Annotated in this window: 10 protein-coding genes; 3 read left to right on the top strand and 7 right to left on the bottom strand. The window is 63.3% G+C overall.

The genetic code is table 11. From position 1 onward, the window contains the following. Positions 1 to 13: 13 nt before the first annotated feature. From M0209_RS02845 to M0209_RS02855, 3 genes are all read right to left on the bottom strand, one after another. Positions 14 to 2,416, bottom strand: a complete 2,403-nt coding sequence (locus M0209_RS02845; RefSeq protein WP_258886793.1) for a TonB-dependent receptor — start codon at positions 2,414 to 2,416, stop codon at positions 14 to 16. Positions 2,417 to 2,495: 79 nt separating this feature from the next. Further along, the gene (locus tag M0209_RS02850; protein ID WP_258886794.1) at positions 2,496 to 3,926 is read right to left on the bottom strand and encodes an MFS transporter; all 1,431 of its coding nucleotides are present in this window, start codon (positions 3,924 to 3,926) and stop codon (positions 2,496 to 2,498) included. 79 nt (positions 3,927 to 4,005) lie between these two features. Further along, positions 4,006 to 4,671 (bottom strand): TetR/AcrR family transcriptional regulator, encoded by a 666-nt coding sequence (locus M0209_RS02855; RefSeq protein WP_258886795.1) that lies wholly within the window; start codon positions 4,669 to 4,671, stop codon positions 4,006 to 4,008. Between the two features lie 85 nt (positions 4,672 to 4,756). Here M0209_RS02855 and M0209_RS02860 point away from each other — a divergent pair, with 85 nt between their 5' ends. The 3 genes from M0209_RS02860 to M0209_RS02870 are packed head-to-tail and all read left to right on the top strand — an operon-like array spanning position 4,757 to position 9,340. Next, positions 4,757 to 5,857 (top strand): LLM class flavin-dependent oxidoreductase, encoded by a 1,101-nt coding sequence (locus M0209_RS02860; protein ID WP_258886796.1) that lies wholly within the window; start codon positions 4,757 to 4,759, stop codon positions 5,855 to 5,857. Next, on the top strand, positions 5,854 to 7,023 hold the full coding sequence (locus M0209_RS02865) for a Gfo/Idh/MocA family protein (RefSeq protein WP_258886797.1): 1,170 nt from the start codon (positions 5,854 to 5,856) through the stop codon (positions 7,021 to 7,023). The genes M0209_RS02860 and M0209_RS02865 overlap by 4 nt, the downstream gene beginning before the upstream one ends. Then, the gene (locus tag M0209_RS02870; RefSeq protein WP_258886798.1) at positions 7,004 to 9,340 is read left to right on the top strand and encodes a glycoside hydrolase family 3 C-terminal domain-containing protein; all 2,337 of its coding nucleotides are present in this window, start codon (positions 7,004 to 7,006) and stop codon (positions 9,338 to 9,340) included. The genes M0209_RS02865 and M0209_RS02870 overlap by 20 nt, the downstream gene beginning before the upstream one ends. Here the strand turns inward: M0209_RS02870 and M0209_RS02875 are convergent. The 4 genes from M0209_RS02875 to M0209_RS02890 form a co-directional block, all read right to left on the bottom strand. Then, positions 9,337 to 10,248, bottom strand: coding sequence for an alpha/beta hydrolase (locus tag M0209_RS02875; RefSeq protein ID WP_258886799.1), 912 nt, complete (start codon positions 10,246 to 10,248; stop codon positions 9,337 to 9,339). The genes M0209_RS02870 and M0209_RS02875 overlap by 4 nt on opposite strands. Further along, entirely contained in the window at positions 10,245 to 11,441 is a 1,197-nt protein-coding gene (locus M0209_RS02880) for an MFS transporter (RefSeq protein WP_258886800.1), read from the bottom strand. The genes M0209_RS02875 and M0209_RS02880 overlap by 4 nt, the downstream gene beginning before the upstream one ends. Before the next feature lie 122 nt (positions 11,442 to 11,563). Beyond that, on the bottom strand, positions 11,564 to 14,131 hold the full coding sequence (locus M0209_RS02885) for a TonB-dependent siderophore receptor (protein ID WP_258886801.1): 2,568 nt from the start codon (positions 14,129 to 14,131) through the stop codon (positions 11,564 to 11,566). A 37-nt stretch (positions 14,132 to 14,168) separates the two neighbouring features. Next, the gene (locus M0209_RS02890) at positions 14,169 to 15,503 is read right to left on the bottom strand and encodes a dicarboxylate/amino acid:cation symporter (RefSeq protein WP_258886802.1); all 1,335 of its coding nucleotides are present in this window, start codon (positions 15,501 to 15,503) and stop codon (positions 14,169 to 14,171) included. Positions 15,504 to 15,596 lie beyond the last annotated feature (93 nt).

The following is a 15,596-nucleotide window of genomic DNA, read 5'->3' on the forward strand; positions in this document are numbered from 1 at the left end:
TTGTCTCTAAAGATCAGAAATCGACGCTTACGCGTACGCCGTAGGTGCGCGGCGAACCGAACTGCCAGTTGAAGATGTCGTCCGATCCCGCCGAGACGAAGCTGCCATAGGTCAGCGGCCGTGTGCCTTCGAGATTGCGGACGTAGGCTTGGACCGAGAACTTCTCGCTCACCGGCTTGTACAACAAGCTCAGGTCGGTCTGGCTGAACGCGGTCTGCTTGCCGTCGCGGTAGTTGTAGAAATCGGTGAAGTACGCGCTTTTGAAGGTCGTGTTCACGGCGGCCGTCAGCGTTCCGGTGTCGCCCAGCTCGAACTTGTGATCGAGCCCGGCCGTGATGACCCACTCGGGCGAGAATGGCGGGCGGTTGCCGGCGAAGTTGGGCTGCTGAATGCCCGGCGTGACGGGGTCGAGGTCGCCGATGCCATTCACGTCGGCGCCGGTGCCTGGCACGGTGTAGACGTTGAACTGCGCGAACAATTCACCGTAGCGGGCATCGAGGTAATTGACCGAAGCATGGAAATTGGTGAGCCGATCGAGCGCGATGTCGGCCGAGGCCTCGACGCCCTTGATCGTCGCCTTGCCCGCGTTGAACGTCTGTCCGCCCAGCGCGGTATTGAGCAACACCGAGACCTGAAGATCGCGATAGTCGTAGTAGAAAGTGCTCATGTTGAACTGGTGCTGCGACCGCTCGCCGAAGCTCTGCTTCCAGCCCAGTTCATAGGCCGTGTTCGACTCCGGCTTATAGGTTCCGACCGCGTCGAAACCGCCGCCCTTGAAGCCGGTCGACACCTTGCCATAAATCAGCGTGTCGGCATTCGGCTTGTAGTTCAGGCCTACCAGCCACGTCACCTTGTTCTCTTTGCTGCCGAGGTTGAGCGTCGTCCTATAGGGGAGGGCGTCGTAGTTCTTTACGCCCGGGCCGGTCCCGAACAGACAGTTGGTCGTGGTGGCCGCAGCTCCCAACGTGAAGCAGTCGGGCGGACCGGCACCGAACGGCGAGGCGTTGCGATAGAGCGCGGTGCGCTTGTTGTCGGTGTAGCGCAGGCCGCCGACGGCGGTCAGTTTGTCGCCGAGCGGAACTTCGACCTGGCCGAAGATCGACTTGCTTTCGCTCGTGATGTCACGGCCGAAATACGACAGAGTGGTGCCGAGCGCACTGCCGATCGGAATGACGAAGCCGGACAGGCTCGCGATCTTCTCTTTGAAGTAGAAGCCGCCGAGCTGGTAAGTGATGCCGCCGATGACGCCGTTCAGCCGCAGCTCGTGGCTCTGCGTGTCGGTCTTGCTGAGATAATTATAGGACCGATAGCTGACAGGTAGCGTCAGAAAGCTGTTGTCGACCGAGAAGTTCCGGTAGCCACCGGTGTAGGTCAGGATCGCGGCGTCGCTGAACTCGTATGCCAGTCGTCCGCGAATGGCATAGGTGCTTTGCGCGATATTGCCGGTACCGAAGCCAGGCGCTGCGTAAGTCCCCCGGTCGATCGTTCCGAGGAAGTTGGTGTTGTTGGGTACGCACAGCGTCTGGGCGAAAGCGGGCGCGACGCGGGTATAGCCGCTGGCATTGCAACCGGGGCCGGTCGGGCCGTTCCCGGCTGCGTTCAGGTCTGCATAGGCGAATACGGCAGGCGTGAATTTGCGCTTGGCATATTCCCCTGCGAGATTGATCGATAGTTGCTCGGTCGGGTCGAGCCGCAGTGAAATACGTCCGCCATAGGCGTCGTTATCGTCGGTGCTGCCACCGGCGTATGCCGGGAACGGGCCGAATGCCGCGCGGGCCGGGTGGCTGACATAGCCGTTGCGCTTGTCGTAGAATCCGGCGACGCGAACGGCAGCGACGCTGCCGAGCGGGACGTCGACACCTGCGTCCAGACGGATCGCATTGTAGTTGCCATAGCTCGCCGTCGCGTTGACGCCGAAATCCTTGCCGGGTTTGCGCGTGATGAAATTGATCGCGCCGCCGGTCGAGTTGCGACCGTAAAGCGTGCCCTGCGGCCCGCGCAGCACTTCGACACGGTCGATATCGAACAATGCCGAGCCGAGCGCGTTCGGACGGTTGAGGTACTCGCCGTCGATGTTTATGACGACCGACGTGTCTTGCGATTCGTCGTTCGAGTTCGTGCCGACACCGCGGACAGTGACTTTGACGGTGCCCTGATCCTGGTTGAGCTGGACCGCAGGCGCGATCTTGTCGATGTCGTTCAAATTGCCAAAACCGACCGCCTTGAGCTGTTCGGCGCTGACCACATTGATCGCAATCGGCACGTCGTTGACATTCTGTGCGCGGTTCTGGGCAGTGACGACGATCTCGGCGTCGTTTGTGTCGGCCGGTGCGGGGGTCTGGGCAAACGCCGCAGAACTGATCGCCAGACCGCAGGTGCCCGCCAGCAGCGCGCGCAGCAAAATTGTCCTTGTCATACGTCATCCTCCCCAGAGCCGCCGATTAGTCAGCTAACTGTAATTAGAATGCTGGTTTTATATGTAAGCGGCAACACTGTCAAGCGGGCAGCGGTTCGACAGCTACCGCGCGTTGTCGGAACGTACCGACCAGCCAGGCCATCGTGCCGCCCGCTATGAGGATCAGTACCAGGACGAAGACCGCAAGCTCTTGCACCTTCCCGGCAGGCATTTGCGCTACGGGCAATCCGGCGGGAAAGGCAATCAGGCCGAGAAACGATCCGGCGAGGAGCGCAACCGCACCGCTACCCAGTTGCAGCCCGACGAACATGAAACTGGCGACCAGCCCCTGTGCAGGTTCGCCGGTATTCGCCTCATGCTCGTCGCCGATGTCATAGGTGACGATGCAGAACGGCACGACGTACAGGCCATAGGCCAGCCCGCCCAGAAAGCGCAGCGCGACGATGAGCAGCCCGATGGCTGCTGTTCCCGCCGCGGGGGCCAATCCGGCGAGCGGCAGGACGATCGCGCTCGCCTGCGCGACGAAGAACGCGGTCAATCCCACCTGCATTGCCCGCTTGCTGCCCAGCGCGCGCGTGAACGCAGGGGCCAGTGCCATCGCAAGGATCGAGCCGAGGGTTGCACCGATCTGGATACGCGGGGTCCATTCATGGTCGAGCTGCCAGAAATAGGTCGCGAGATGCAGCGTCAGCTGGTTGATGACCGAATTCACGAACAGCACCAGAAACGCGACCATCAGCACCCGGCCGATGTTGGGCGTGATCCGGAAGGCGCGCCAGAAGCGCGACAGCAGCGCGCCAATGCCCGCTTCTTCGCTCACTTGCGGCGCGGGCATGTTCGTTTCCAGCGCGCGCGCCTTTCGATAGGTGCCGAGCGCGCCGGTCAGCATCAGCGCCCCGCCAAGCAGTGCCACGAACAGGCCGAAGCCGGGATAGGGGGCCGGGTCGAGCTGCGCGCGGGGAAAGGCAGGGGTCGGCGTGAAGAACACCGCGAACGCGACGACGGGCACCGACAGGATCACGATCTGGTTGCCGAGATTGCGCAGCACCGCGATCAACCGGCGTTCGTCCGCATCGGACGAGAGTTCGCCCCCCAAGGCATAAGCCGGAACCGTCCAGAACGAGATGCCGCAGCGCGCGAGCAGCCCGAAGCCGAGCAACCAGCTAAGAATCGCAAACTGGCTCATGCCCGACGGCGGCGCAAAGACGCCGTAAATGCCGATCATGAACGGCAGGATCGCGGCAAACATCAGCGTGTGCCGCCGCCCGAAGCGCGCACCGGTCATCCGGTCCGACAGCGCCCCGATCCACGGATCGACCAGCGCATCGAAGACGATGATGATGGCAACCGCAACGCCGATCAGAAAGCCGTTCAAGCCGACGACCTGGGCGTAGAAAAACAGGACGAAGAAATCCCAGGCGAAGGATTTAAGAAGTTCGGGCATGGCGCACACCATCCACGCCAGCCGCTGCGGCCAGCTCAGACGTTCGATTGACGCAGGCTGTGCCATGCTGCCGCTCTCCTATGGCGCACACCATAAGCGGTCTGGCGGAAAATTAAAATCAATATTTTAATCTAGGCGGGCGACGTCATCGGGCGTGCTTGAGATAGGCCAGACACATCCGGCCCAGCTCGCGCTTCAACTGGCTCCAGTCATAGTCATGCACCGATTCGCCGGTTGAGCCGAGGCTGAGTTGACGGGCAAGGGTCGCAAAGATGACGTGAAAAGAGGAATTGGCTTTCAGCTCTTTGTCTTTGCCACCCATTTCGTCGGCATAGGCCATCATTGCCGCTGTCGACAGGTCTTCCACCCGCAGTGCCACCCGTTTGCCCGGTTCCGACACCTGCGGGTCGTTTTCAGCGCGCTTCATCGTCAGTCGCAGCAACGGCGCATGCTGCTTCAACAGTTCGGCATAGGCTTCGACATAGGCTGCCACGAAGCTGTTCAGAGAGGCCGACTCGGTCACGACGGCCAGCATCCGGTCCTCTTCTTCTTTCATCCGCTCGAGGTGGTCGGAAATCACGGCGCGAACCAGATTGTCCTTGCTGTCGAAGCGCAGATAGATCGAACCGATCGACACGTTGCCACGCTGGCTGACTTCCTGAAGCGTGAAATCCTCGCAGCCGCGCTCGATCATCAGCTGCTCAGCGGCGGCCAGCATCCGTTCGAGCGAGGCCTTGCTGCGCCCCTGCTGGGGTTTGCGGCTGACGGCAGGGGCAGCGACTACGGGGTCGGCTTCGAGAGCAGTTGACATGGAAGCTAGTGTGGCCTTAATAAAACAGGAACGTCAATTCTAATTGACGACAAGCTGCGTTAAACGGAGCAGATGGAGCGGGTATATGCGGTTTTCTGTTTTTCTCAATGCGCGCTCGATGGGCCCCGAGGGCGACCGACAGCTGATGCTCGATCTCGAGGCACATGCGCTCAAGGCGAGCACGCTTGGCTTCGATGCCATTTTCCAGCCCGATCACCATTTCAACGGCTATATGCCGACCGCCAGCGACAGTTTCATGTTCGCTGCGTACCTCGCGGCACAGATGCCGCACATGCATTTCGGCTTTTCGGTGGTGTCGGTGCCGCTGCATCATCCGGTGCGGTTCGTGGAGCGGATCAACCTGCTCGACCAGCTGACCAAGGGTAAGCTGCTTGTCGGTGTGGGGTCGGGGACGACACCCGAGGAGATGATCGGCTTCGGCGTCAACTACAAGGATGCGGGCGCGATCTCCGAACAGAATCTGGCACTCGCCGAGGCGCTCTGGGCGAAGCGGATGGAAGATCCGGCGGTGGAAATCGACAACGGCCCGCATCAGGGCCGCGTCATTCAGCGGATTGCCCCTGCGGCCTTTACACCTGGCCATGCGCGGTTGATGCCGGTCGCGATGAAGGAGGCAAGTGCCCGCCGCGCGGCCGTCAACGGCTGGCCCGCCTATATTCCGGCTTTCACCCCGCCGCAGATTTACGGGAACGAGCCCTTTACCCACGTCAAAAAATACTTCGACGTCTATAAGGGGATGCTCCTGGAAGCAGGGCATAGCGATGCCGTGGTCGCCGACGCCCTCGGCTGGTCGACCCATACCTACCAATGCGTCCATGTTGCCGAGAGCGACGATCAGGCGCGTGCCGAACTCGAAATCATCCTGAAAGGCTATCAGGAAGCGGTCGACCGCGAGAACGAGTTTAATGCGCGCGCCGAAGGGGACGCGGCGAACAAGAAAAAAGACATCAACATCAACGCGCTCGACGAAGGCTGGATCGGCACCTGGTGCCTCTACGGATCGCCGAAAACAGTCATCGAGCATCTCCAGCCCTATGCCGAGCTCGGCATCGGCAACATTCTGTGCGGCACGACGACGGGGCCGCTGACCCCGGCGCGCCTCGCCTATGCCGACCAGACGCTCGACCTGTTGTCGCGCAAGGTCATGCCCGCGTTCGGCAAGTGACGCCGCTTCGCGTCGGGGTGCTGGGGGCGGGCGCGATTGCGCCGCCCTATTATATGGCGATGCAGGCATGGCCGCAGCTCGACCTGCGCTGCTGTGCGTCGAAGGGCATGGCCAGTGCCGAAGCCGCTGCCGCGAAATACGGGATCGCGGCAGTTCGCTTCGACGCGATGCTCGCCGATCCCGAAATCGACGTCATCCTGAATCTCACGCCGGTGCAGGCGCATTTCGCGACGTCGAAGGCGATCCTGTCGGCAGGCAAGCATCTCTATTCCGAAAAGCCCCTCGCCGCAACGCTCGCCGAAGCGGCGGAACTGATTGCCCTCGCCCGCGCCAAGGGCCTTCGCATCGGCTGTGCGCCGGATACCTTCTTCGGCAGCGCGCATCAGGCGGCTCGTTCCGCCATCGATGCCGGATCGATCGGCACACCCGTCGGCGGGGCGCTGTTCTTCGGGAATGCCGGGGTCGAGATGTGGCATCCCAAGCCCGAACCCTTTTACAGCACGGGCGGCGGGCCGGTGTCCGACCACAGCCCCTATTACCTGTCGCAGGCGATCAACCTGCTCGGGCCGGTGGCGTCGGTCAGCGCGGCAGGCGCGAGGCCCTTTCCGCTGCGGACGATGCGAAATGCGGCGCGGGCGGGCGAGGTTTTCGAGACGCAGGTCGATACCAGCATCGCGGGCACTCTGACGTTCGCCAATGGCACACTGGTGACCTTGGCGATGTCCTGGGATGTCGGCCCGCACGGCCGTGCGCCCATCGAGATTTACGGCAGCGAGGGCACGCTGCACAATCCCGACCCGAACTGGTCGGACGGCAAGGTGACGCTGCAAACGCGCGAGGGGAAGCGTGAGCTCGACCACTCGGGCAGGCCTTTCCACAAGCCGACGATGATCAACTTCTTCGGGATCGAAGTGGGCTATTACCGGCTGTGCGGCCTTGCCGACATGGCCGATGCCATCGCCGATAACCGTCCCCACCGCGCGAGCGCCGACATGGCGTTGCATGTCATGGACGTGATCGAGGCAATCCGGCTGTCGGGCGAGACGGGGCAGCGGGTGGACCTGAAAACCAGTTGCGAACGGCCCGCGCCGATTGCCGACGACATCGCGGGCGCGGCGAACATCGACCCCTTTGGAGGCATGCTCGATGCCCGAAAACTCTTCTAGACCGCTCACTTTCGATGAAGCCTGCGCGCTGACGGCGGGCGCTGCCATGTGGCGCAGTGTCGAAATTCCCGACGCGGGCGTCCCCGCCTTCACCATGGCCGACGGCCCGATGGGCGTGACCAGCGGCAACATCGACGAGCGCGAGGTTTCGTTGCTCACCCCTTGTCCTACCGCGCTCGGCGCAAGCTGGGATGCCGAAACCGTCCGCAAGGTCGGCACTGTCGTCGGCAGCGACGCGATCGAGCGCGGCATCGACGCCGTCCTCGCGCCCAACCTCAATCTCGCACGCAGCCCATTGGCCGGACGCGCGTTCGAATATTTCAGCGAAGACCCGCTGCTCGCGGGCGTGCTGGGCGCGGCGTGGATCGGGGGACTGCAATCGACCGGCACCGGCGCGGTCGCCAAGCACCTCGTGTGCAACGACAGCGAGACCGAGCGCGACCGCGTCAATGCCGTCGTCGATGAACGCACCCTGCGCGAAGTGTACTTGCTGCCGTTCGAAATGGCGGCAGCAGCGGGCTGCGCCGGGATGCTGGCGGCCTATAACAAGGTCAACGGCGACTGGTGCTCGGAAAGCACGCCCATCTTGACCGATATCGTCAAGCGCGAATGGGGCTTCGGCAGAGTGATCATGTCCGACTGGTTCGGCACGCATTCGGGGGCAGGCTGCATCGACGCGGGGCTCGACCTCGAAATGCCAGGACCGGCGCGCTTCATGGGGCCGAAGCTGGCCGATGAAGGCGGCATCGAACGCGACCGTGTGTTCGCGGCGGCAAACCGGGTTGCGGCGACCGCACGGCAAGTGACCGGTCCCAAATCCACGCCCCTCCCCATCGAGCAAGCTCAGGCGATCCTCGAGGACGCTGCCGCCGAGGGTTTTGTGCTGCTGAAAAATGAGGGCGATCTCCTCCCGCTTGCCCCCGGTGCCGTGAAACGCATTGCGGTGATCGGCCCCAATGCCGCCGCACCCTGTTATCAGGGCGGTACTTTTGCCAAGATCGCGGTTGCCCCCGATACACCGACCCCCATCGATGCCATCCGCGCGCGTTATGGCGCGCAGACCGAAATTATTTTCGAACCCGGCGTCGATCCGCAGCCGCGCCTCCCCGCGATGCCGATGCCGATGACAGTCGAGTATTTTACCAATCCCGACCTCGACGGTTCGCCAAACTTCACCGAAACCCGCACGACCAACTCGCTCGTCTGGTTTCAGGGGCAGCACACGCAGTCGGTTTTCAACGAACCCGGCTCGATCCGTGCGACCGGCATTTTTACGGCGGAGAAAGCGGGCGTCCATAAGTTCTATCTCGGCGGAACGGGCACGGTCCGGATGCGCGTCGATAGCAACGATCTGCTTGCGACCGGCGGGGTGCTCGACGCCAAGGATGTCATGGGTACGCTCAAGCGCGGCGATGCCGACATGACCGAACTGGCGCTAGCGGCGGGGCAGCAGATCGAGGTCGTTGTCGAATTCGCCTATACCGGCGCGCGCTGCCAGGGGCTGTGGTATGGTATCCGTTCGCCCGACAGTCCGGAAGCAATGCTCGCCCGCGCCATCGCGGCGGCACGCGATGCGGATGCGGTTTTCCTGATCGTCGGCGAGACCAGCGATTCGAGCGTCGAGAGCAAGGATCGCGCCGACACCAAACTCGCCCCCGAACAAGTCGCGTTGATCGAGGCGGTGACGGCAGCCAACCCGAAGACCGCCATCGTCGCCAATGTTGGCCACGCCTTCGATACATCATGGGAGGACCGCGCCGCCGCGTTGATGCTCGTCTGGTATCCGGGGCAGGGGTTCGCACCTGCACTCGCCAGTGTGCTCGCGGGCGACCGCGAACCCGGCGGGCGGATGCCGGTGAGCATCGCCCGGCAAGAGGTGGATTATTGCGGCTATTCGACCACGCCCGACGCCGACGGCGACCTCGTTTATGCAGAGGGCGTGAATTTCGGCTATCGCGGCCTGATCGCGAACGGCACCCCCGCCCGCCATACCCTAGGCAGCGGCATGGGCTATGCGCGGTTCGAATGGCACGATGTTGTGGCGGAAGATGGGGGCGTTGCCGTCACCGTCCGCAATATCTCGGATCGTGCCGGATCGGATGTGATCCAGTTGTACCGCGATGCGCCCGAAACCGCCCTGATCGGTTTTGCCAAGGTGCGGCTCGAACCGGGTGAAGAGCGGCGGGTGGTGGTGCGGCCCGAGCCGAAGATGTTGCGGCGTTGGCAGGATGGCTGGCAATCGCTGCCCGAAAACATACCCTTGCGCCTCGCCCGCGGGGCCGAAGCGCAGGGTTTTCCCGCTACCTTGTCGGGCTAGTTTTTCGAGACCAGCAGCCCGTTCACTTCCAGCCAACGACGGAAACCGTTCATCCAGTCCACCGTCGTCGTGCCCGCAGCACCGAGACCGAAGCCGTGCGCGCCATTCTGGTAGAGGTGGAATTCCACCTTGCCGCCCGCCTTGCCCCAGCTGTCGATCAGGCCGGTTCCGCCCTTCCAGAACAGCGGATCGTTGGTCGCGAGCGCGACGAACAGCGGCGGGGGATTGGCGGGGACAGTGACCGCATCCTGCCTGCCGTAAATCGGAGCGATGAAGGCGGGGCGGGCGTCGGGAGCGTTGGCGAGCGCGACGCTCATTGTGGTCATCGCGCCTGCGGAAAAGCCCATCATGCCGACGCGATCGGGATCGACACCGAATTGCGCGGCATGCGCGCGGACGTAGCGGATGGCGGCTTGCCCGTCGGCAAGCGCTTCAGGAGGGGTCTCGGCAGGCGGGCGAAAGCTGGCGGGGCCCTTGCCGGTGCGCATGTCGCTCACTTCCTTGCGAAAGGTCGCCGGGTCGGCAGGGGTCGGCAATAAGCGGTATTTGAGGACGAAGGCCGCAATGCCGTGATCGGTCAGCCAACGGGCGACCCGATAGCCTTCCTCCTCGATGGCAAGCCCCAGAAACGCGCCGCCGGGCGCGACGATCACGGCGGCCCCTGTTCGCGCACCTGCGGGCGGCAGGAAGGGCGTCAGCGTGGCGCTCTCGACGTTGCGGACCTGCAGCGAACCGCTTTCGCGGAACCATTCTTCTTTGGGCTGCCCCTTGCCGGTGCCAAGCGCGACCTCCCCCGGGTAATCGATCTTGCGGCTGTCCTCGAACCTAAGGACAATATTCTCTTGCGCGCTCGCCGGGGTGCAGATGCTGACCCCCAGCGCCAGTGCCGTGAAAAACACCTTTTTCATGCCGATTTCCTTCCACTCGCCAGCAGTGCCAGCGCGACGGTTGCCCCCGCCAGCCCGACCAGTCCGATTGTCAGAAACGCATTCTGCATCGAGCCCTGGCTCGCATCGAGCGCGTGCACGAGGCGCGGCGATTGCGACTGGCCGAGGAAGAACGCGCCGGTCCATATCCCCATCGCCCGGCCGCGATGCGCGAAGCCGAACTTGCCCTGCGTCCAGCCGATCAGCGTCGGCACCGTCATGCCGGCCGCCGTCTGCTGGACGATCAGGCAGGCGATCATCACCGGCACCGTCGTGGCCAGTCCCATGCCGGTGAGCCCCGCCCCCAGCAACAGCATGAACACCCCGAGCTGGAGCAGGTTCGCCCGCATCGCCAGCAAGCGGAAGATTGCTGCACCGGCAAGAATGAACAGGCTCGGCACGAAGATCAGCGCGGCATAGCGCACCGGCTCCGTCACGCCGACCTCCTTGAACACCAGCGCGCCGTTGATGATGAACACATAATAGAGCATCGACGCGAAGAGGGTGACGGCAGCAACCTGCAGGGCGCTGGCCCACGGAAATGCAGTTGCGGGCGGTGCCGCGACTTGGGCCAGAGGAGCCACTTCGCGCTTGGGTTCGAACAGGAACAGCAGCATCGCCACGAAGATCGGCAGCGCGACGAGGTAGACGTAGAATACGCCGTTCCACTGCGCCTTGCTGGCGTAGCCCACGATCAGCGAGAAGATGGCGGCAATGAACGGGCCGAGCAGTCCTTGCAGGAACAGCCAGTTCTTGCGCGCCCGGTCTTCCCAGTAATCGCCGATCAGCGTGTTGACGACGGTGAGGATCCCGGCTTCGGCCACGCCCAGCAACAGCCGCGATGCGTAAATCTGGTCGAGACTGTCGAGCAGCAACGGTGCCGCGCCGAAAATCGCATAAAAGAGCGTCGAGACGAGCAGGATCGGCCGACGCCCGAACCGGTCGACCATCATCCCGGCAAATGGCGCGAGGATCGCCATGGCGAGTCCGGGTGCCCCGATCATCGCGGGCACCTTGCCCCGCGCGTCGGGATCATTGGCAAAGTGCTCGATCATCGTCGGCACTGCCGGCCCCATCGCGACGATGGCGATGATTGGCAGAAAGGCGGCGACAACGATCGTGAAGCCTTGCGGTTTCAGCGTCAGGTCGCGCCAGAATGCGGCCACCTTTTCCATGCGATCCATCGCCTCCCATGCCGCCGTTTTGTTATTAGAACGAATATTCGCGTTCCCTAACAAGGGCGGCAGGCGTGGTCAATCCGCGTGGAACCGGCGCGGCCGATCCTTTAAGCTCCCCATCAGAACTTCACGTTCGCCGTCAGATAATAATAGGCCCCGTTGAACCCGAACTGGTTGGCGTTGCGCGTATAGGGGGTTTGCCCGTTCGAATAGGACGCCGCCTCACCCACATTGCCGTCGCGCAGGTTGTTCCACTTGTCGGGGTAGGCGTTGAACAGGTTGTTGCCGCCAGCCGTCAGCGAAAAGCGATCCGAGAAGGCATAGGTGACGTTGGCGTCGAAGATGGTTTTGGCGCGGAACGTCTGCGCGCAGCGGTTGGCGGCATCGCACGTGACGTTGGCGTCGGACGCGCTCAGTCCCGTGCTGAAGGCCTTGACCGAGCCGAAATAGCTCGCGCGGAGGCCGAGGGTCAGCGGCCCGGTTTCGTAGTTGGCCGACAACAGGATCTTGGTGCGCGGCTGGGCGACCTCGATCAGTTCGATCGCGGTCGGACCGACGAGCTGGAGCGTCTGGTTGGCCGCGGAGGCACCCGCCACCAGCGCCGTCGGCGTCGCGCGCTGGCTTTTGACCTTTGTCGCGGCATGCGTGCCCGCCAGCGTCAGCCGCAGCATGCCCGGCCCGACTTCCTTTTTCCACGTCGCAACCACATCGACGCCGCGCGTCTGGGTGTCGATCTGGTTGGTGAAGAACCGGATTTCCCGCACCCCGGGAAACAGTGCCGCAACTGCCGGGAAATTCGCGGCAAGGATGCCGTCGGTGATGGCGATGCGGTCCTTGATGTCGATCTGGAACGCATCGACCGTGAAGGTGAACGCGCCCAGATTGCCCGTGATACCCGCGCTGAAGTTGTTCGAGATTTCGGCCTTGGGCACACCGATGCCAAGCGTTGCAAGACGCGCGTCGTCGCTGGAGATCTGCTGCGTTTGCAGGATCTGGTTGTTCTGGACCGTCGACGTATTCACCCGGTTGCCGATTTGCGCGAGCGACGGCGCGCGGAAGCCGCGGTTATAGGATCCGCGGATGGCGATCTGATCGCTCAGCTTGTAACGCGCCGCCAGCTTGCCCGACAAATTGCCGCCGAAGTCGCTGTAGTTTTCGTAGCGCAACGCCGTCGTGACGAGGAAGGCGTCGGAAAAATCGGCTTCGACGTCGATGAACGCGGCGATGTTGCGACGGCTGAGATTATTCTCGTCGGCGGGGGCGTATCCCGGTCGCCCGTTCGAGCCGGCAGTCCGCCCCGAAATGGCAAGCGGGCCGACCGCATAGCTGTTGGGGTCGCCGCGCAGCACCTGAAAATTGTCGCGGCGCCATTGCGCGCCCATCGCCACGTTGAGATTGTTGAGCGAACCGACGGCGCCGAAATTCTTCGAGGCGGTCAGTTCGGCGACCTGTTGGCTGAATTGCGTCCGGCCGACATAGAAGCTCGTCGGGCTGGCGGCCCCTAGCGACGCGTTCACCGTGTTTTCGGCGTTCTGGTCGAGGAAGTTCTTGCCGTAACCATAGGCCAGTTCGACCTTCCAGCCCGAAAGCTCGGCCTTTAGTCCGGTGTTGATCGAATAATCGATCGAACGGCCGGGCAGGATCGGCACATAGCCATCCGGGAAGATCGACAGGACCGCGTTGGCAGTCGTGGCCGGTGCGCGGAAAAAGCCGAATGCCCGGATGTCCTTGCGCGAATAGCCGCCGAACGCGAACATCCGAACCGTGTCCGAGAACGGAATTTCGGCATTGATGAACGCCTGATAGGTGCGGTTCTTGTTCGCACCATAGTTGCCGACGACGAAGGGCGTCTGCGGATAGACGCCGCGGTCGGTACGGGGGTTCGCGGTCGTGTACGGGAAGGCGGTCGTCGGCCCGGTCGTCGCGTAATTGGCGGGCGTCGCCGGGTAGAGGACCCCGTTGTAGGTGTCGGAGCGGTTGGTCCCCTCGGTCCCGAAATATTCGAGCGTGTAATTCAGGAAGCCGCCATTGCTGCCGAGCTTCAGGCCCTGATTGATCGAGGCCTTGGTCGTGAAGCCGTCGCCGCGCTGATTGAGGCCGACCGTAAAGCCGACCGAGCCGCCTTCGTCGCTGCTCTTCAACGCGAGGTTGACGATGCCCGCAATCGCGTCCGATCCGTACTGTGCCGCCGCACCGTCGCGCAGCACTTCGATGCGTTCGACGGCGGCCGTCGGAATGCTGTTAAGGTCGGATACGACCGTGCCGAGGCCCGGTGAGACGTTCAGGTTGAGCGCCGAGAACTGGTGGCGGCGGTGGCCGTTGATAAGCAGCAGCACCTGGTCGGGCGCGAGGCCGCGCAGCGAGGCAGGATCGGCAAAGTTGGTCGCGCCGTTGACGCCGTATTTTGCCGAATTGAACGACGGCGACGAGAACTGGACCTGCTGGCCGAGGTCGGTCTGGCCGGTCGACGTCAGGTCTTTCGAGCTGACGACGTCGACGGGGACGGGGCGATCGACATCGGTGCGCGCCTTGCCGCGCGAGCCGATCACGGTGATCTCAGCCTCGCCGGCGGGCGCCGCCCCGGCTTCCTGTGCGGCCCCCTGGGCATGGGCGTTTGCGGAAAGACCCAGCAGCATCGCAGTGGACACCAGCCAGAAGGCTTTGTGCGTCATGTCGGTCTTGGTCATCGTCTTTCTCCCCAATTTTTTTGTCGTTTCTGCGTGTTCAGTCGGTGTCGCGTTCCATCGCGGGTGCCAGGACTTGGTCCCGTATCGCGTTCTGCCCGCCGAGCGCCGCGGCGAGAGCGTCGCGGTCGAGCGCATTTTCCCAGCGCGCCACGACGACGGTGGCGACGGCATTGCCCATGAAGTTCGTCAGCGCGCGGCATTCGCTCATGAAGCGGTCGATGCCGAGGATCAGCGCGAGGCCGGCAACGGGAACCGACGGCACGATGGCGAGCGTCGCGGCAAGTGTGATGAACCCCGCGCCGGTCACGCCGGCCGCACCTTTCGAACTGATCATGGCGACGCCGAGCAGGGCGAGCTGCTCGCCGATCGACAGCTCGATCCCGGTTGCCTGGGCGATGAACAGCGCGGCGAGCGTCATATAGATGTTCGTGCCGTCGAGATTGAACGAATAACCCGTCGGCACGACCAGCCCGACGACGGATTTCGCGCATCCCGCACCCTCGAGCTTTTCCATCAGCGAAGGCAGTGCTGCCTCCGACGACGACGTGCCGAGAACGAGTAGTAGTTCGGCTTTCAGATACCGGATCAGCGCCAGGATCGAAAAACCGTTCAGCCGCGCAATGGCGCCGAGGACCACCAGAACGAAAAACAGTGAGGTCGCATAGAATGTGGCGACGAGCGCGCCGAGCGATACCAGCGTGCCGATCCCGTATTTGCCGATCGTGAACGCCATCGCGCCGAACGCGCCGATGGGGGCTGCTTTCATGACGAGCGCCACGAGCTGGAACACGACATCGCTCGCGCTTTCCAGAACATGCAGGAAAGGCTTGCCGCGCTCCCCCGATATGCCGAGCGCAATGCCGGTAAGTACGGCAACGAGCAGCACCTGCAGGATCGACCCTCCGGTGAGCGCCGAGACTAACGTCGTCGGGATAATGTCGAGCAGGAAGCCCGAGATCGACGCGTCGTGCGCCTTTTCGGTGTAGGTCTTCACCGCAGCCTGGTCGAGCGTGGCCGGGTCGATGTGCAGCCCCGCGCCCGGCTGTACGACATTGGCGATGATCATGCCGACGAGCAGCGCGAACGACGACACAACGAAGAAATAGGCGAACGCCTTCCCCGCGACGCGGCCGACCTGGCCGACCTTGCCAATTCCGGCGATGCCGACCGTGATCGTCAGGAAGATGACGGGCGCGATCACCATCTTCACAAGCTTGATAAAGCCGTCGCCGAGCGGCTGCAGCGCGACGCCCAGATCGGGGGCGAAAATGCCCAATGCAATCCCGCAGGCGATCGCGGTCAGCACCTGAAAATACAGGCTCGCGTAAAAAGGGGTCCGCGTGCCCACGGTGGTTGCCGGGATAACCGCCATGTCTCTCCTGATCCGGACGCTATCCTGCGTCCCACGGGGTTGATGCCGCGGACCCGGCGGCAGACCCAATGAAATAAAAATCGCGGTAAGTAC

This window comes from Sphingomonas sp. SUN039, assembly GCF_024758725.1.
Lineage (GTDB): Bacteria > Pseudomonadota > Alphaproteobacteria > Sphingomonadales > Sphingomonadaceae > Sphingomonas_O.

Coding starts and splice junctions, on each gene's coding strand:
- M0209_RS02845 (WP_258886793.1), bottom strand. CDS start 2,416: ATGACAAGGACAATTTTGCTGCGCGCGCTGCTGGCGGGCACCTGCGGT.
- M0209_RS02850 (WP_258886794.1), bottom strand. CDS start 3,926: ATGGCACAGCCTGCGTCAATCGAACGTCTGAGCTGGCCGCAGCGGCTG.
- M0209_RS02855 (WP_258886795.1), bottom strand. CDS start 4,671: ATGTCAACTGCTCTCGAAGCCGACCCCGTAGTCGCTGCCCCTGCCGTC.
- M0209_RS02860 (WP_258886796.1), top strand. CDS start 4,757: ATGCGGTTTTCTGTTTTTCTCAATGCGCGCTCGATGGGCCCCGAGGGC.
- M0209_RS02870 (WP_258886798.1), top strand. CDS start 7,004: ATGCCCGAAAACTCTTCTAGACCGCTCACTTTCGATGAAGCCTGCGCG.
- M0209_RS02875 (WP_258886799.1), bottom strand. CDS start 10,248: ATGAAAAAGGTGTTTTTCACGGCACTGGCGCTGGGGGTCAGCATCTGC.
- M0209_RS02880 (WP_258886800.1), bottom strand. CDS start 11,441: ATGGAAAAGGTGGCCGCATTCTGGCGCGACCTGACGCTGAAACCGCAA.
- M0209_RS02885 (WP_258886801.1), bottom strand. CDS start 14,131: ATGACCAAGACCGACATGACGCACAAAGCCTTCTGGCTGGTGTCCACT.
- M0209_RS02890 (WP_258886802.1), bottom strand. CDS start 15,503: ATGGCGGTTATCCCGGCAACCACCGTGGGCACGCGGACCCCTTTTTAC.